The organism is Xanthomonas sp. 60 (assembly GCF_011761925.1).
In genome coordinates this window covers 653,149-669,258 of record NZ_JAASQW010000001.1, presented here as the reverse complement: position 1 = coordinate 669,258, position 16,110 = coordinate 653,149, and the positions used below count along the sequence as shown (strand labels likewise).

Here is a 16,110-nt window from a genome sequence, read left to right as displayed (position 1 = left end):
CCGTTGCTTTTCAGGGTGCCTGCGCCCCGTGCACGGGTGCGCCGGACATGAAAAAGGCCGCGTCTCCGCGGCCCGTGAAAGCATCCGGACAGGCGCACGCCTCAGCCCGGAATCAGTGTCTCGATCACATGTTCCACGTAGGCTTCGAAATCCTCGCGGGCCGGCCGCGGCTGCTGCAGCTGCAGTGACAGCTGCAGGAAGCCCACATAGGCGGCATAGGCCAGCCGCGCCCGGTGCCGTGCATCGGTGGAACTCAGGCCCGCCTGCCGGAACGAAGCGATCAGGTAATCCATGCGCCGCTGCGATACGCGGTCGATCACCGGCCGCACCATCGGGTGGTCAAGCGCCTTGAGCAGCTCGCTGTAGATGATGTGCGGCTGGACTTCGTGAGCCACCACCTGGAACAGCTGCCGCAGCCGCGCACGCGGGTCGTGCACCTCTTCGAGGCTGCCAAAGACCTGCTCCTGTTCGAACAGTTCCCAGCGCTCCAGCGCAGCCTGCAGCAATGCATCGCGCGAGGGGAAATGCCAGTAGAAGCTGCCCTTGGTCACACCCAGGCGGCGCGCCAGCGGCTCCACTGCCACGGCACCTACGCCCTGTTCAGCAATCTGGTCCAGCGCCGCCTGGGCCCAATCCTCGGCACTGAGGCGGCTGTTGCGACCGGCGCGGGCGGCACCGGGGGAAGAGTCGGATTCGGTCATCCGGTGATTTAACCATACGGCGCAGTCCGTGTAGAGGCAAAGCCGGTGAAACCTGCGCACCCGCGTGGCGTCGGTAGAGGCCGGAAACGCCAGATCTCGACGCTGCGACGCACCATACCCGGCAGTATTGACATCCTCGCAGGCAGGACCATACTTGCAGGTATGGTCAACCCCTCCCTCCTGGATTCACGCTTTGACACCTCGACAGGGGCCAGCGACATTGGCCAGCTTGCCGTAGCGCGCGTGGGCACCGGCGATCGGGGCGGCGTGCTGTTCGCGCATGGCTTCGGCCAGAGCCGCCACGCGTGGACCACCACGGCCACCGTGCTGGCCGGGGCCGGCTACCGCACCCTCGCGTACGACGCGCGCGGGCATGGCGATTCGTTCTGGAATCCGGCCGACCTGCGCTATCACGGCGAGCAGTTCACCGATGACCTGATCGTGCTCGCTGGCGAGCAGCCGCAGCCGCCGGTCCTGGTGGCCGCGTCGATGGGCGGCCTGTTCGGCCTGCTGGCCGAGGCCCGCTGGCCGGGGCTGTTCCAGGCCATGGTGCTGGTGGACATCACGCCGCGCTGGAACGCGGCCGGGGTCGAACGCATCCTCGAATTCATGACCGCCCATCCGGCAGGCTTCGCCTCGCTCGATGAAGCGGCGGATGTGATCACGGCCTACCTGCCCCATCGCCCGCGTAAATCGGCTGCATCGCTGCGCGCCCTGCTGCGCGACGACGGCGCCGGCCGCTGGCGCTGGCACTGGGATCCGCGTCTTGTCGCCGAACTCGTACAGGACAGTTCGCAGCATCAGGACGCGCTGGCCGAGGCCGCACGCCAGGTGAAATGCCCCCTGCTGCTGGTCAGCGGCGGCCGCAGCGACCTCGTCACCCCGCAGACCATCACCGACTTCCTCGCCCTGGCACCGCATGCCCGCCACATTGAACTGCCACAGGCCACGCACACGCTGGCCGGTGATGACAACGACGCCTTTACCGCTACTGTGTTGAACTATCTGGACGAGCTGTCCACCGCATCGTCCGCCGTACCCGAGCACGTCACCGGAGCACGCTCATGAGCCTCGTACTTCCCTTCCTTGCCCTGCTGCTTGCAGGTGCTTTCGCGGCGTACCACCGCATGCGTCTGATCACCTGGACGCTCATCAGCCTCGCCCTGCTGGCGGTGTGCTGGTTCGTGCCGTACGTCAACCAGACCGCCACGATCGTCGCTGCGGCGGTGCTGGCCGTCATCGCCGTGCCGCTGCTGCTGCCGTTCATCCGCAAGCCCCTGCTCACCGCGCCGATGATGGGCGTGTTCCGCAAGGTGCTGCCGCCGCTGTCGCAGACCGAGCGTATCGCGCTGGAGACCGGTTCGGTCGGCTTCGAAGGCGAGCTGTTCACCGGTGATCCTGACTGGAACATCCTGCTCAACTACCCCAAGCCGCAACTCACCGCTGAAGAACAGGCGTTCCTGGATGGCCCGGTGGAAGAGCTGTGCCGCATGGTCAACGACTGGGAAATCACCCATGTCCACGCCGACCTGCCGCCCGAGCTGTGGACCTTCATCAAGAAGAACCGCTTCTTCGGCATGATCATTCCGAAGCAGTACGGCGGTCTTGGCTTCAGTGCGCTGGCCCACCACAAGGTGATCCAGAAGCTGGCCTCGGTGTCCTCGGTGGTGAGCTCCACCGTCGGCGTGCCGAACTCGCTCGGACCGGGCGAGCTGCTCAATCACTACGGCACCCAGGAGCAGAAGGACCAGTACCTGCCGCGCCTGGCCGATGGCCGCGAGGTGCCCTGCTTCGGCCTGACCGGTCCCTTTGCCGGTTCCGATGCCACCTCCATCCCCGACTACGGCATCGTCTGCCACGGCGAATGGAACGGCGAACGCGTGCTCGGCGTGCGCCTGACCTTCGACAAGCGCTACATCACGCTGGCCCCGGTGGCCACGCTGATCGGCCTGGCGTTCCGCATGTACGATCCGGACGGCCTGATCGGTGAAACGCGCGACATCGGCATCACCCTCGGCCTGCTGCCGCGCGATACCGCGGGGGTCGAGGTCGGCCGCCGCCATTTCCCGCTGAACTCGCCGTTCCAGAACGGTCCGATCAAGGGCAAGGATGTCTTCATCCCACTGACCCAGCTGATCGGCGGCGCGGCGATGGCCGGCAAGGGCTGGAACATGCTCAACGAGTGCCTGGCCGTCGGCCGTTCCATCACCCTGCCCTCCACCGGCAGTGGCGGCGCCAAGGCCGGTGCCGTTGTCACCGGTGCGTACGCGCGCATCCGCAAGCAGTTCGGCCTTTCGGTCGGACGCTTCGAAGGTGTCGAGGAAGCGCTGGCCCGGATCGGTGGCAAGGCGTACAAGATCAGCGCGCTGGCGCAGGCCACGGCGGCGGCGGTGGATCGCGGCGACGTGCCGTCAGTGCCGTCGGCGATCGCCAAATACCACTGCACCAGCATGAGCCGCGAAGTGATCTCCGATGTCATGGATGTGATCGGCGGCAAGGGCATCATCCTGGGGCCGCGCAACTTCGCCGGCCGCAGCTGGCAGGCCGCCCCGATCGCGATCACCGTGGAAGGCGCGAACATCATGACGCGCAGCCTGCTGATCTTCGGCCAGGGTGCGATCCTGTGCCACCCGTGGGTGATGAAGGAAATGAAGGCGGCCGGCGACCCGGACCGCAAGGCCGGCCTGGAGGCCTTCGACCGCAGCCTGTTCGGCCACATCCGTTACGGCATCTCCAACGCCGTGCGTTCGTTCTGGTTCGGCTTGACCGGCGCGCGCTTCGGCGCGGCCCCGGGTGACGCCTACACCCGGCGTTACTTCCGCAAGCTGGACCGGTACTCGGCCAACCTGGCGCTGATGGCGGACATCTCGATGATGACCCTCGGCGGCAAGCTGAAGTTCAAGGAATCGCTGTCCGGTCGTCTGGGCGATGTGCTGAGCCACATCTACATGACCAGCGCGATGCTCAAGCGTTACCACGACGAAGGCGCACCGGTGGCCGACCAGCCCCTGCTGGCGTGGGGCTTCCATGACAGCGTGCACAAGATCGAGGAGTCCCTGTCGGCGGCGCTGCGCAACTTCCCGATCCGTCCGATCGGTTGGCTGATGTGGGCGCTGATCTTCCCGCTCGGTCGTCGCGCCGAAGCCCCGGGTGATCGCCTGAGCCGTCGCGTGGCAGCGCTGCTGATGGCACCCAACGAAGCCCGCGACCGCTTGGGCGAAGGCGTGTTCCTGACCCCGTGCGAGAACAATCCCGGTGGCCGCATCAACAGCTACCTCGCCAAGGCGATCATGGCCGAGCCGGTGGAGCGCAAGTTCCTGAAGGCCATGAAGAGCAAGGGCATCGAAGCACTTGACTACACCAAGCAGCTGGAAGAAGCCGTGGCCGAAGGCGTGTTGACGCAGGATGAGCGCACGCTGCTGGAAGAACTGCGGGCGATCACGCTGGAAGCGATCACCGTGGATGATTTCGACAAGGACGAGCTGCGCTCGGCCGGATATTACGCGCGCGAGCAGAACGGCTCGCGGTCGGAGGCGGCCTGACGCCGGCTGACGGAAGCGAACCAAGACAAGCGGCCCCTTGAGGGCCGCTTTTTTTTGCAGTGCGGGCGCATCACCGCGGGGCACGGCGCCAGCCGACGCAGCGCGATACCTGGCACCGCCCCGGTCACCGTCGCTCGAGGGGGCCGAACGGTTGCGCAGGCTGGAGTGCGAATACCCGGGAGGGGGCCAGCGGCCAGCTGCCCGTCCGGGGCTCTCCCGCTCCGCTCAAGCGTGCTCTCACCTGGCCGGCGGGCAGGCTTGCGTTGGAGACCGCGCTGGGCACCTCCGGTGGAGGCGGCGACGGATTCGTCATGGGCGCAGGTGGGGCGACGGATCCCGATGAGGGACGCATCTGGGGAACGGGCGAGGCGGTTTGCATCATGCAGGCATGCCTGGAGGGGAACGATCCAGCCAGCTTAGGGCGGACCGGCCTGCCCGCATGGCAGATTTGGAGCCTCGTGGCCGCGGCGGGTCAGCCCTTTCTGGCGCCTCCGCGCCGGCCTAGGCGCCCCACCCCGCCAACAGCGCGAGGATTGCGGGCAACGCCTGCACGAAAAAGATCGTCCGGCCCACGCTCAGTGCACCGTACACACCGGCCACCACCACGCACGCCAGCGAGAAGGTCACCAGCACAGGTTGCTGCAGGGCCAGGCCCAGGCCGATGCCGGCCGCGAGGAAGCCGTTGTACAGGCCCTGGTTGGCGGCCAGCACACGGGTGGCTGCGGCCCTCTCCGGCGTGTTGCGGAACGTCTTCAGGCCCAGCGGACGCGTCCACAGGAACATCTCCAGCACAAGGAAGTACACGTGCAGCACGGCCACCAGCAGGGTCAACGACAGCGCGATCCAGTACATCGGCATTCCTCGGAAAGGGAGTGGGCAGGCATGCGCGCCTCAGCGGTCGCGCGGCAGCTTCTTTTCTTCGCGCAGCACACCGACCGCCGCGCCGGTCATCAGCAACGCCACCACGATGCCGCCGGCGAACAGCACCTGCGAGCCGAACAGGGAGAGCCCCTTGTGCACCCAGGCGAAGCTCAGGTCCGCACCGCGGTAGATGACCGTGTCGATGGCCGCGCCGGCCTTGTAGCGCCACTGGCGGTCCACACGGGTGTAGATGGTTTCCCGGGCAGGCTTGAACAGGGAAAACTCGCTGGCGCGCGTGACCACCTGCACCACGGCCACCAGCAGCGGCAGCGGCGAGGCCGCCAGCACCGAGAAGCCGACGATGATCGCCAGCGCCGGTATGAGCAAGGCAGGGGCCACACCGTGCCGCGACAGCAGCCAGCGCGTCAGCGCCAGCTGCACCACCAGCGTCAGCGCGTTGACCGCCAGGTCGAGGTAGGAATAGAAGGCGGTGCGGGCTTCCGGATCAGGATAGGCCGCCCGCACGATCGCTGCCTGCTCGTTGTAGAGCAGCGTCCCGACACCCACGCCGAACAGCACCAGCAGGGCCAGCCAGCGCAGCAGCGGCTGCCTGACGATCAGCTTCAGGCCGTCCAGCACACTGCCCCCCATCGGCTGTTCACCGGAGACCAGCTGCTGGGCCTGTTCGCGCAGCACGGCCCAGTGGCGCAGCCGCCAGATGCACAGCAGGCAGATGCCGAGGAAACCGGCCGATACCAGCATCAGATTGGCGATGCCCACGCGCTGCACCAGCGCGCCTGTGATGACCGGGCCGAGGAACGCGCCCAGCGTACCCGCCGCGCCGATGTACCCGTAATACGCCCGCGCCTGGACGTTGCTGAAGACATCGGCCATGAAACTCCAGAACACCGCGACCGCGAACAGGTTGAACACGGTGATCCAGAAGAAGAACGCCATCCCGCGGCCGGGGACATCACTGTGGAACAGCAGATGGAAGCCGAGCAGGGTGGCGATGAAGAACCCATACACCACCGGCAGGAACACCCGGCGCGGATGACGGCTCACCAGCCAGCCGTAGACCGGCTGCAGCACCACCATGATCAGGAACACGCAGGTGAACAGGAACTGCAGGGTGAACGCCTGCAACGCCACGCCGTGACCTGCGAACCAGTTAATCAGCGCGACCGGGAAGACTTCCTGCAGATCGGAGGAGGCCGCCATCGCCTCGCGCACCGGGCGCAGCACGTAGTAGCCGCTGAGCAGGCAGAAGAAGTACAGGAACGACCAGCCAAGCGCAGGCGTCTGTCGTACCGCGCGCAGCAGGCCGCGCGTTCCGGACGCATCACCGGATGTGCTCATGCATCGCCCTGCCGGCGTGGCCGGCGGCGGGAAGCAGTCATCGGCGGCTCCGGGTGCGGGAAAGCGCGTACGTTAGCCAATCCCTCGGAGTACCGCCAGCCGTGCGCTTGACGGGGTGTTGAAAGACCATCAATTTCAATGAGATGCGCATTCATCTTCGTCCGATTTGTGCAACAGTGAAAAGCGGGGCTAGAATCGCTCAAGCAGTCGCGCACGGGTCCCCTAAATGAATCAGAACAGCAGTCGTCGCCCCTACCGGGCAGCGGCCACCGGTTTGCTGGGCATGCTCATGCCTGTGGCCATGTCCACCACCGCGCAGCCGTCCGCGCTGCCGCCGATGCCGGCCAACATCGAGACGGCCACTGTGGCGGCGGCCAGCACGCAGCCGGCCGCCTACCGCACCGCCCTCGGCGTGCCGGTGCAGGCGCCTGCGCCCGGCTTCAACGTGAGCCACATCGAAGCCATGGCGCAGCAGCTGACCTACGGCGAGCGCGTGCCGGGCATGGCCATCGCGATCGTCCAGGGAGGCCGCATCCTCAGTGCGCGCGGCTACGGCGTCACCGACGTCAACAATCCCCTGCCGGTCGATTCGCACACCGTGTTCCGCCTTGCATCGCTGTCCAAGGCCTTCGCGGGCACGATGGCCGGCCTGCTGGTCAACGATGGCACCCTGCGCTGGGACAGCAAGGTCACCGATTACGTGCCCGGCTTCCGGCTCAGCACGCCGGAAGCCACCGAGCAGCTGACCGTGGCCGATGTCCTCAGCCACCGCGTCGGCCTGCCGTACAACGCCTATGACCGCGACATCGAGGCCAACGCCGAGTACTACTCGCTCACCCAGAAGCTGGCGAGCACGTCGTTGAAGTGCCTGCCCGGTGATTGCTACGCCTACCAGAACGTGGCCTTCAGCCTCATCGGCGACGTCGTCTACGCCGCCTCCGGCAGCTTCTACGAGCAGTCGGTGGAACGGCGCATCTTCAAGCCGCTCGGCATGAACGACGCCAGCCTCGGCCTGGCCGGCATCCAGGCCAGTTCGCGCTGGGCGCGGCCACACGTGCGCAGCCGCAATGGCTGGGTGTCGTTGAACCCGAAGCCGACCTACTACCGCGTGGCGCCGGCGGCAGGGGTCAACGCGAGTGCGAACGACATGGCGCAGTGGCTGCTGGCGCATACCGGCCACCGCCCCGACGTACTGCCGGCCCCGCTGCTGGCCACGCTGCACGCCAGCCTGGTCAATACGCCCGGCGAGATGCGCTCGGGCTGGCGCCGCGAGCGCCTGCGCTCGGCCGGCTATGCGCTTGGCTGGCGCAACTTCGATTACGCCGGCAACCCGGTGGTGTTCCATGCGGGGGCCGTGCAGGGCTACCGTGGACTGCTCGCGCTGGTGCCCGGCCGCGATCTCGGCATCGCGATCATGTGGAACGGCGAGAGCAGCCTGCCGAGCGGCCTGCTGCCGACCGTGCTGGACGCGGCCCTCGGCCTGCCCGCGCAGAAGTGGCTGGACGTGGATACCGATTTCGGCAGCGACAACCTGATGGCCGAAGACGCACCGGCGGGCACGCGCTCCAAGGGCGCCTCGTCCAATCGTGCGGTGGCCTCGCCGCGCTGAGTGGGGTGGCATCGCCCCACCTGCGGAAGCGGCCTTCGGGCCGCTTTCTTTTTGCCCGTCATCCGCCCATAAAAAAACCCTCTCCCCGCTGGGCAGCCAGGGAAAGGGTTCCAGGGTACGGCTATCGGGAGACGATCAGATCAGCGGCGCCGGCGTCGCCGGCAGTGCGACCGGAGCGGCTTTCTTCTTGCGGGCCACCGGCTTGCGGGCGGCCTTCTTGGCGACCGGCTTCTTCGCAGCCTTCTTCGTCGCGGTCTTGGTCACTGCCTTCTTGGCGGCGGTGGAGCGCGTAGCGGTCTTCTTGGTGGCCTTCTTGGCAACCTTCTTGGTGGCCGACTTCTTGGCCGCGGCTTTCTTGGCCGGCTTGCGCGCAACCTTCTTGGCAGCGGTCGAGGACTTGCGGGCAGCGGTCTTCTTTACGGCCTTCTTCGCCGTCTTCTTCGCCGTTGCCTTCTTCGCCGCCTTCTTCACTGCCTTCTTCGCCGTCGCCTTCTTGGCGACCTTGCGTGCTGCAGTCTTCTTCACTGCCTTCTTGGCCGTTGCCTTCTTGGCAACAGACTTCTTCGCGGTCGCCTTCTTCGCGGTTGCCTTCTTCGCGGTGGCCTTCTTCGCGACCTTCTTGGCAGCGGTCTTGCTGGCTGCCTTCTTGGTCGCCTTCTTGGCGGCCGGCTTTTTCTTCGCAGTTGCCATGGTGTGGCTCCTCGTCAGTGATGGAGAGTTGAAACGCCCAGGTGGATCGAACCCGCACCTTGACTGTGCGGGGGCCGCCGGCGTGTCGAGCGCGCCGTGACGGGTGCAACGCAGGTGGTCCCGAAATGCGGGAACGTCAGCGCTGCGGAAAACGTGATGCCCATGGCCAGGGGAAGCGATGCCGACTGCAACGTCGCGCGACGTGCGGTGGCAGGGGAGCTTGTGCTTCGCGTCTGGTCGTTGATCTGCTGCACTCGGTCTGGCAGGCAAGGTCTGCTGAGGCGAAACCTAATCACGCTTTTTTTTCCTGTCAACAACCCTGGGCGGAAATTTTCACGCCGAAGCGGTTGGCTGCGCTGCATCGCCTCCGTGCGACAGCGTGTCGAACGACAGGCGAGGAAGCTGTTGCGGCCATCCCGGCGTTTCGCGTGCCTGCAGGACACGTGCGCGAAACACCTTTAAACAAGCACTCTGCTGCACCGGTGCAGCGCGCGTGCACGGTCGCTTCGCAGCAGCACCGCACCACGCGACGCAGTGCTGCCCCCTGCCTGACGTACCCACAACGTGCACGTTTTTTTTTCACACGAAAGCGCTCGCGCGGTGAGGTGCAAACGCGGATATGCGCAAAAAAAATCGGCGCCGGACGCTGCCACCAGGTGCAGGAAAGAACCCTCTGCCATGTCCCTCGCGCAGTGACCGGCACGCGGGCAAAAAAAAACCGCCCACGCGGGGCGGTTCGATGATCGAGCCCGGGACGGTCAGTCCTGTGCGTCGTCGAGTGCCTGGGCATAGTCGTCCGGCGCCAGCAGCTCGTCGAACTCCTCGATGCCCGCGACCTCGATCACGTACAGCCAGCCTTCGCCGTAGGCATCTTCATTGATGGTTTCCGGCTTGTCGCTCAGCGCGGAATTGACCTCGACGATGGTGCCGCTGACCGGGCTGTACACATCCGAGGCCGCCTTGACCGACTCGACCACGGCGATCTGCTCACCGGCCTTGGCTTCCTGCCCCACCTCGGGCAGCTCGACATAGACCAGGTCACCGAGCAGACCCTGGGCGTGATCGGAAATGCCCACGGTGACGCGCCCGTTGCCATCGTTGCGGGCCCACTCGTGGGACGAGAGGAATTTGAGGTCGCCGGGAATCTCGCTCATGGCAGTGCTCCAGAAATCAGGGGTGGAAAACGCGGCTAGTGTAACCAACGGGACGGGCCTGCTGGCAGGCCCGCCAGGTGTTTCAATCAGGCTTCGGGCAGCACACCGGCCTGCACCTGGCCTTCGCGCACGAACGGGAACTTCACCACCCGCACCGGGACCTGGCGGCCACGGATATCGACGGTCACTGCACCCGGCTCACCGGCGGGCACGCGGGCGAATGCGATGCCCTTGCCAACCGTCGGCGAGAAGGTGCCCGAGAGGATCTCGCCGGGACCGTTGGCGGTACTCACGACCTGGCCATGACGCAGTACGCCCTTCTCGTCCATGACCAGGCCGATCATCTGTCGCGCATCGCCAGCGGCCTTCTGCGCTTCGAGTACGTCACGGCCGATGAAGTCCCGTCCGGCGTCGAGGGCCACCGTCCAGGCGAGCGCGGCTTCGTACGGGGTGAGGTCTTCGTCCATGTCCTGGCCGTAGAGATTCATGCCGGCTTCCAGGCGCAGCGTGTCACGCGCCCCCAGCCCCGCCGGCTTGACGCCCGCGGCAAGCAGGCGGTTCCAGAAGGCGACGACCGCCGTCTGCGGCAGCAGCAGCTCGAAGCCATCCTCGCCGGTATATCCGGTACGTGCGGCGAACACCGCGGTGCCGTCGTCGGCCTGCACGTCCATCGCGGCAAAACGGCCAAGCGCGGCCAGTGCGGCACGATCAGCCTCGCGCACGAGACCAATGACGGCATCGCGCGCGTGCGGCCCCTGCACCGCGAGGATGGCGAGGTCTTCGCGCTGGGTCACGGTGACGCCGAACGGCTGCGCCTGGCGCTGCAGCCAGGCCAGGTCCTTTTCGCGCGTGGAGGCATTGACCACCATGCGGAAGAAATCGTCAGCCAGGTAGTAGACGATGAGGTCGTCGATGACGCCGCCGCGCTCATTGAGCATGCACGAATACAATGCCTTCCCCGGCGCCTTGAGCTTGTCCACGGAGTTGGCCAGCACGCGGCGCAGGAACGGCTTGACCTGCCCGCCGCGCAGATCGACCACCGTCATGTGGCTGACGTCGAACACACCGGCGGCGCTGCGCACCATGTGGTGCTCGTCGAGCTGGGAGCCGTAGTGGATGGGCATGTCCCACCCCCCGAAATCCACCATCTTGGCGCCGAGCGCACGGTGGGTGTCATTGAGCAGCGTCTTCTGGGTCATGGCTTTTCCGGGAGCAGGGAAACAGGACGCCATTATCCCAGATGCACCGCGGTCCCGCCCGCGGCGCGGTGCGGCGCCTGCGGCCTGCCGTCAGCGGTCGGCCGGCTCCACCTGCAGCACGCCGGCCTGCGCGCCCACCACGCGTACCCGCGTGCCGGCCGGCAGGTCCTGCCCGGTCACCTGCCAGAAGGCATCATCGATGTTGACCCGTCCCTGCCCACCGGCAATGCCCTGCTGCAGCACGACCACCCGCCCCACCAGCTGCTCGGTGCGGCGGTTGAGCAGCGGCGCATCACTCTGCCGTGCGTGCGTCCGGCCCCAGCGCCGGTAGCACTGGATCGCCACCACGCTCAGCACCACGAATGCCACCACCTGCCACAGCAGCGGCAGCGCGGGCACGAAGGCCACGATCACGAAGACCGCCGCCGCCCCGATGCCGATCCACAGCATGAAGGCGCCGGGCGCGAGCGCTTCGGCGGCGAACAGCAGCAGGGCCAGCGCGCCCCAGGCCACGACCTCCCAGCGCATGTCAGTCTCCGAAGCGCGGCGGCACCGCGCGCGTGGGCTTCTCTTCCTGCTTGGCGAACGCCTGGCGGGCAAGCTCGGCCACGCCGGCGATCGATCCGATCACCCCGCTGGCTTCCATCGGCATCAGCACCAGTTTCTGGTTCGGCGAGCTCGCCAGCTCCTTGAACGCCTCCACGTACTTCTGAGCGACGAAGTAATTGATCGCCTGCACGTCGCCCTGCGCGATCGCCGCGGAGACCACCTCGGTGGCCCTGGCCTCGGCTTCGGCCAGGCGCTCGCGCCCCTCGGCGTCGCGGAACGCGGCTTCGCGACGTCCCTCGGCTTCCAGGACGGTGGCCTGCTTCTCGCCGTCGGCGCGCAGGATTTCCGATTGCCGTGCACCCTCGGCTTCGAGGATCTGCGCGCGCTTCTCGCGCTCGGCCTTCATCTGTCGCGCCATCGCGTCGAGCAGGTCGCGCGGCGGCTGGATGTCGCGGATCTCGATGCGGTTGACCTTCAGTCCCCACGGATTGGTGGCCTGGTCGACCACGTTGAGCAGCTGGGCGTTGATCACCTCGCGCTGGCTCAGCGATTCGTCCAGGTCCATCGAGCCGATCACGGTACGGATGTTGGTCTGCACCAGCGCGATCATCGCCACTTCCAGGTTGGCCACTTCATAGGCCGCCTTGGCTGCGTCCAGCACCTGGAAGAACACCACGCCATCCACGCGGACGGCGGCATTGTCCTTGGTGATCACTTCCTGGCTGGGCACGTCCAGCACCTGCTCCATCATGTTTACCTTGCGGCCGACGCCGTAGACGATGGGGATCAGGAAATGCAGGCCGGGACTCATCGTATGCGTGTAGCGGCCGAACCGCTCGACCGTCCATTCGTAGCCCTGCGGCACCATGCGCACCGCCTTGAACAGAATGACGATGGCCACCACGGCCAATACAACGGTGAAGAACATCGTTGGGAACATCGTGCCGTCCTCGTCCATGACATCAGCCCGCAGCATACCGCGCAGCTGGCCCCCGTGCCTGGCGCGGCCCTCAGCCGGTGCGTGGCGCGAACATGATCACCGCCATGCCGGCCAGGCACAGCGCCACGCCGAGCAGGTCCCAGCGCCCCGGCCGGATGCCGTCAACCAGCCACAGCCAGCCAAGGGCGGTACCGATGTAGACACCGCCGTAGGCGGCATACACCCGGCCACTGGCGGCCGGGTGCAGGGTGAGCAGCCAGGCGAACAGCGCCAGGCTGGCAGCCGCCGGCACCAGCAGCCAGAGGCTCCCGCCCTTGCGCAGCCACAGCCAGGGCAGATAACAGCCGACGATCTCGGCCACCGCCGTGAGCAGGAACAGCGCGAAGACTTTCACGCCCCGCGCTCATCGTCCTTGGCGCGCTGCCAGAGGGCTTCCTGCGCTGCCAGCGGGAGTGCGTCCAGCGTCGTGGCGGCAGCTGCGGCGCGCGCTTCCATCGAGCGGAAACGGCGCTCGAATTTCTGGTTGGCGCCGCGCAGCGCCGTGCCCGGATCGATGCCCGCATGCCGCGCAAGGTTGGCACAGACGAACAGCAGGTCGCCAAGCTCCTCCTGCAGCCGCTCGCGGTTGCCGTCCACGGGCCCACGCGCGAACTCAGCGCGCAGCTCCTCGAGCTCCTCGGCCGCCTTGTCCAGGACCGGTGCCGGGTCCGGCCAGTCGAAACCGGTGCGCGCCGCGCGCGACTGCAGCTTCAGGGCACGCTGCCATTCCGGCAGTCCGCGCGCGATGCCGGCCAACGCCGACGCATCGCTCACGCCCTTGGCCGCGCGCTCGGCGCGCTTGATCGCGTCCCAGTTGCGCAGCACCTGGTCTGCATCATCGGCCTGCACCTGGGCGAACACATGCGGGTGCCGCCGCACCATCTTGTCGCTGATGCTGCGGGCGACGTCGGCAAAGGCGAATGCGCCCTGCTCCTGCGCCATGCGGGCATGGAAGACCACCTGCAGCAGCAGGTCGCCCAGCTCGTCGCACAGGTCATCCAGGTCGCCGCGGTCGATGGCATCGGCCACCTCGTACGCTTCTTCGATCGTGTACGGCGCGATGGTGCTGAAGTCCTGCTGCAGGTCCCACGGACAGCCGTCGCGGGGATCGCGCAGGGCCGCCATGATGGCCAGCAGGCGGCCCAGTTCGGTGGCCGCATCGGAGGTCGGTGGCGGTGCTGGCGTCACGCTCACGCGGCGTCCTCCGGGGGGGCCATCCAGGTCCGCCACGGCAGCGTGGTGTCACCGAGGGCGATGAAGTCACCGTTGAGCAGGCTCGGGCGACGGTTGTACCGGAAGGGCTTGCCCGAGTCCGCGGCCAGCACGGCGCCACCGGCGGCATGCAGCACGCACTGGCCAGCGGCGGTGTCCCATTCGGACGTTGGACCCAGCCGCGGGTAGACGTCGAGGTCGCCCTCGGCGATGCGGCAGAACTTCAGCGAAGAGCCCTGCTCGACGATTTCGGTTTCGCCCATGCGGGCCAGCAGGGCCTGTGCGCGCGGCGAGGGATGCGAACGACTGGCCGCCACGCGCAGGGGCGCCTGCGCCGGACTGCGCGTGCGCAGCACGGTGTCATGCGCGCCCTGCCGGCGGAAGGCCTGTTCGCCACGCATTGCGTGCCAGACGATGCCGGTCACCGGTGCCAGCACCACCCCGAAGGTCGGCGCGCCCTGGTAGACCAGCGCGATGTTGACGCTGAACTCGCCGTTGCGCTTGACGAACTCGCGCGTGCCATCAAGCGGATCGACCAGCCAATACGCCCCCCAGTGCTGGCGTACGTCCCACGGCGCTGCCGCCGCTTCTTCGGAGAGCACCGGCAGGTCCGGCGTCAGCCGGGCCAGGCCATCGACGATGCACTGGTGCGCGGCGAGGTCTGCAGCGGTGACCGGGCTGCGGTCGTCCTTGAGCACGACATCGAACCCGGCGGCGTAGACCTGCATGATCGCCGCGGACGCTTCGCGTGCGATGGCGATCACCGTCTCGCGCAGGTCGGTGGTGAGGCGGGCGTGGGTCATGCAGCACTCCCTTGCGCGGACGGCAGTCGGCCCATCCTCATGACGGCCGCTGCAGCCACTCGCGTGCGATGAACAGCGCGGCGAGGGAACGGCCTTCGGAGAAGTCCTCGCGCAGCATCAGCGCGTCCAGTTCGGCCAGTTTCCAAGGCACGACCTCAAGTTCTTCCGGTTCGTCGCCGGGCAAGCGCTCGGGGTACAGATCGCGGGCGAGCACCAGATGCGACTGATGGCTCATGTAGGTCGGCGCGAGGGTCATCGCACGCAGCACATCGAGCCTGCGCGCACCGTAGCCGGCTTCTTCCTTCAGCTCGCGGTCGGCTGCCTGCAGCGGCGTTTCGCCGGCGTCGATGCGGCCCTTGACCAGGCCGAGTTCGTAGCGGTGCACGCCCGCAGCATATTCGCGCACCAGCAGCACGGTTTCATCGTCGAGCAGGGGCACCACCACCACGGCGCCGTGACCGCCGCTGAGCAGGCGCTGGAACCGGCGGCGCTCGCCATTGGAGAACTCCAGATCCAGTTCCTGGCGCCGGAAGGGTCCGCTCTCCTCATCAAGGACGGCGTGGATGGTGGGCAGGCGACGGGTCATGTCGCGGCCTCCGGACGGGCCGATAGAATAGGCACTGGCAGCAGGGTCTTCATGAGCATTGAATGCTAGCAGACCGGCCGCCCCGCTACCGATGCATGACATGACGAGGCAACAACGATGCGCGTGACCCGCTGCTCCATCGACCTGGCGCTCCAGCCCGGACAGACCGTGGCCCTGCCCGAGGAGACCGCCAACCACCTGGTGCGGGTGATGCGCCTGCGCGAAGGCGACGGCTGCGTGCTGTTCAACGGCGATGGCCGGGATTATCCGTCCACGCTGGTGGCCGTGGGCAAGCGCGAGGTCCAGGTGCGCGTGGACGCGGCCGTGAGCGTGGACAATGAGTCACCGCTGCGCATCACGCTGCTGCAGGGCGTGGCGCGCGGCGAGAAGATGGACCTGATCCTGCAGAAGGCCACTGAACTGGGCGTGGCGGCGATCGTGCCGGTCAATGCCGAACGCACCGAAGTGAAACTGGACGCGGCCCGCGCCGGCAAGCGGCTGGCGCATTGGACCAGCGTGGTGCAGTCGGCATGTGGTCAGTCCGGACGTGCGGTGCTGCCCACGGTGGGCGCGCCGGAGGCCCTTGCCGCCGCCGTCGCCACCCTGCCGCCGCAGACCCTGCGACTGACCCTGGATCCACAGGGCACGCACCGCCTGTCCACGCTGCAGCAGGCGCCGGAAAACGGTGTGGTGATCGCCATCGGACCGGAAGGCGGCTGGTCGCCGCGCGATCGCGCACTCCTCGACAGCGCCGGCTTCCAGGGCCTGCAGCTGGGTCCGCGCATCCTGCGCACGGAGACCGCCGGTCTGGCTGCGATCGCCGCCCTGCAGGCCCGCCTGGGCGACCTGGGCTGACCGCGTGCCGG

Annotated in this window: 16 protein-coding genes; 4 read left to right on the top strand and 12 right to left on the bottom strand. The window is 67.4% G+C overall.

The features are described 5' to 3' along the window. Positions 1–101: 101 nt before the first annotated feature. A complete protein-coding gene (locus tag FHY09_RS03130; protein ID WP_166924016.1) occupies positions 102–701 on the bottom strand; it encodes a TetR/AcrR family transcriptional regulator in 600 nt (199 codons plus the stop codon). A 162-nt stretch (positions 702–863) separates the two neighbouring features. Here FHY09_RS03130 and FHY09_RS03125 point away from each other — a divergent pair, with 162 nt between their 5' ends. Both FHY09_RS03125 and FHY09_RS03120 read left to right on the top strand, forming a co-directional pair. After that, positions 864–1,769 carry an alpha/beta fold hydrolase gene (locus FHY09_RS03125; protein ID WP_166924014.1) on the top strand — a complete coding sequence of 302 codons (906 nt, stop codon included), beginning with the start codon at positions 864–866 and terminating at the stop codon, positions 1,767–1,769. Next, complete coding sequence (locus tag FHY09_RS03120; protein ID WP_166924012.1) at positions 1,766–4,243, top strand: acyl-CoA dehydrogenase; 2,478 nt, start codon at positions 1,766–1,768, stop codon at positions 4,241–4,243. Before FHY09_RS03125 ends, FHY09_RS03120 begins: the two co-directional genes overlap by 4 nt. Positions 4,244–4,744: 501 nt before the next feature. Here the strand turns inward: FHY09_RS03120 and FHY09_RS03115 are convergent. Continuing rightward, on the bottom strand, positions 4,745–5,095 hold the full coding sequence (locus FHY09_RS03115; protein ID WP_166924010.1) for a DUF1304 domain-containing protein: 351 nt from the start codon (positions 5,093–5,095) through the stop codon (positions 4,745–4,747). Between the two features lie 39 nt (positions 5,096–5,134). Further along, positions 5,135–6,463, bottom strand: coding sequence for an MFS transporter (locus tag FHY09_RS03110; protein WP_166924008.1), 1,329 nt, complete (start codon positions 6,461–6,463; stop codon positions 5,135–5,137). A 226-nt stretch (positions 6,464–6,689) separates the two neighbouring features. On the opposite strand from FHY09_RS03110, the gene FHY09_RS03105 reads away from it, so the two are divergent. After that, positions 6,690–8,072 carry a serine hydrolase domain-containing protein gene (locus FHY09_RS03105; RefSeq protein WP_166924006.1) on the top strand — a complete coding sequence of 461 codons (1,383 nt, stop codon included), beginning with the start codon at positions 6,690–6,692 and terminating at the stop codon, positions 8,070–8,072. A 135-nt stretch (positions 8,073–8,207) separates the two neighbouring features. Here FHY09_RS03105 and FHY09_RS03100 read toward each other — a convergent pair whose 3' ends face one another. The 9 genes from FHY09_RS03100 to nudE all read right to left on the bottom strand — a co-directional run bounded on the left by FHY09_RS03100 (position 8,208) and on the right by nudE (position 15,244). Further along, entirely contained in the window at positions 8,208–8,762 is a 555-nt protein-coding gene (locus tag FHY09_RS03100) for a hypothetical protein (RefSeq protein WP_166924004.1), read from the bottom strand. A 758-nt stretch (positions 8,763–9,520) separates the two neighbouring features. After that, a complete protein-coding gene (gene gcvH / locus FHY09_RS03095; RefSeq protein WP_166924002.1) occupies positions 9,521–9,916 on the bottom strand; it encodes a glycine cleavage system protein GcvH in 396 nt (131 codons plus the stop codon). An 86-nt stretch (positions 9,917–10,002) separates the two neighbouring features. Then, a complete protein-coding gene (gene gcvT / locus FHY09_RS03090) occupies positions 10,003–11,115 on the bottom strand; it encodes a glycine cleavage system aminomethyltransferase GcvT (RefSeq protein ID WP_166924000.1) in 1,113 nt (370 codons plus the stop codon). Positions 11,116–11,205: 90 nt separating this feature from the next. Further along, positions 11,206–11,643 (bottom strand): NfeD family protein, encoded by a 438-nt coding sequence (locus FHY09_RS03085; protein WP_166923998.1) that lies wholly within the window; start codon positions 11,641–11,643, stop codon positions 11,206–11,208. Position 11,644: 1 nt separating this feature from the next. Continuing rightward, positions 11,645–12,604: an SPFH domain-containing protein gene (locus FHY09_RS03080; protein WP_166924375.1), complete on the bottom strand. Its 960-nt coding sequence runs from the start codon at positions 12,602–12,604 to the stop codon at positions 11,645–11,647. A gap of 70 nt (positions 12,605–12,674) precedes the next feature. Beyond that, entirely contained in the window at positions 12,675–12,998 is a 324-nt protein-coding gene (locus tag FHY09_RS03075; RefSeq protein WP_166923996.1) for a YnfA family protein, read from the bottom strand. After that, on the bottom strand, positions 12,995–13,837 hold the full coding sequence (gene mazG, locus FHY09_RS03070; RefSeq protein ID WP_456362685.1) for a nucleoside triphosphate pyrophosphohydrolase: 843 nt from the start codon (positions 13,835–13,837) through the stop codon (positions 12,995–12,997). Before mazG ends, FHY09_RS03075 begins: the two co-directional genes overlap by 4 nt. Continuing rightward, on the bottom strand, positions 13,834–14,658 hold the full coding sequence (gene cysQ / locus FHY09_RS03065; RefSeq protein ID WP_166923994.1) for a 3'(2'),5'-bisphosphate nucleotidase CysQ: 825 nt from the start codon (positions 14,656–14,658) through the stop codon (positions 13,834–13,836). The genes mazG and cysQ overlap by 4 nt, the downstream gene beginning before the upstream one ends. A 37-nt stretch (positions 14,659–14,695) precedes the next feature. Next, positions 14,696–15,244: an ADP compounds hydrolase NudE gene (gene nudE, locus FHY09_RS03060; RefSeq protein WP_166923992.1), complete on the bottom strand. Its 549-nt coding sequence runs from the start codon at positions 15,242–15,244 to the stop codon at positions 14,696–14,698. A gap of 117 nt (positions 15,245–15,361) precedes the next feature. Here nudE and FHY09_RS03055 point away from each other — a divergent pair, with 117 nt between their 5' ends. Continuing rightward, positions 15,362–16,099: a 16S rRNA (uracil(1498)-N(3))-methyltransferase gene (locus tag FHY09_RS03055; RefSeq protein ID WP_166923990.1), complete on the top strand. Its 738-nt coding sequence runs from the start codon at positions 15,362–15,364 to the stop codon at positions 16,097–16,099. Positions 16,100–16,110 lie beyond the last annotated feature (11 nt).

Coding starts and splice junctions, on each gene's coding strand:
- FHY09_RS03130 (WP_166924016.1), bottom strand. CDS start 701: ATGACCGAATCCGACTCTTCCCCCGGTGCCGCCCGCGCCGGTCGCAAC.
- FHY09_RS03125 (WP_166924014.1), top strand. CDS start 864: ATGGTCAACCCCTCCCTCCTGGATTCACGCTTTGACACCTCGACAGGG.
- FHY09_RS03120 (WP_166924012.1), top strand. CDS start 1,766: ATGAGCCTCGTACTTCCCTTCCTTGCCCTGCTGCTTGCAGGTGCTTTC.
- FHY09_RS03115 (WP_166924010.1), bottom strand. CDS start 5,095: ATGTACTGGATCGCGCTGTCGTTGACCCTGCTGGTGGCCGTGCTGCAC.
- FHY09_RS03110 (WP_166924008.1), bottom strand. CDS start 6,463: ATGAGCACATCCGGTGATGCGTCCGGAACGCGCGGCCTGCTGCGCGCG.
- FHY09_RS03105 (WP_166924006.1), top strand. CDS start 6,690: ATGAATCAGAACAGCAGTCGTCGCCCCTACCGGGCAGCGGCCACCGGT.
- FHY09_RS03100 (WP_166924004.1), bottom strand. CDS start 8,762: ATGGCAACTGCGAAGAAAAAGCCGGCCGCCAAGAAGGCGACCAAGAAG.
- gcvH (WP_166924002.1), bottom strand. CDS start 9,916: ATGAGCGAGATTCCCGGCGACCTCAAATTCCTCTCGTCCCACGAGTGG.
- gcvT (WP_166924000.1), bottom strand. CDS start 11,115: ATGACCCAGAAGACGCTGCTCAATGACACCCACCGTGCGCTCGGCGCC.
- FHY09_RS03085 (WP_166923998.1), bottom strand. CDS start 11,643: ATGCGCTGGGAGGTCGTGGCCTGGGGCGCGCTGGCCCTGCTGCTGTTC.
- FHY09_RS03080 (WP_166924375.1), bottom strand. CDS start 12,604: ATGTTCCCAACGATGTTCTTCACCGTTGTATTGGCCGTGGTGGCCATC.
- cysQ (WP_166923994.1), bottom strand. CDS start 14,658: ATGACCCACGCCCGCCTCACCACCGACCTGCGCGAGACGGTGATCGCC.
- nudE (WP_166923992.1), bottom strand. CDS start 15,244: ATGACCCGTCGCCTGCCCACCATCCACGCCGTCCTTGATGAGGAGAGC.
- FHY09_RS03055 (WP_166923990.1), top strand. CDS start 15,362: ATGCGCGTGACCCGCTGCTCCATCGACCTGGCGCTCCAGCCCGGACAG.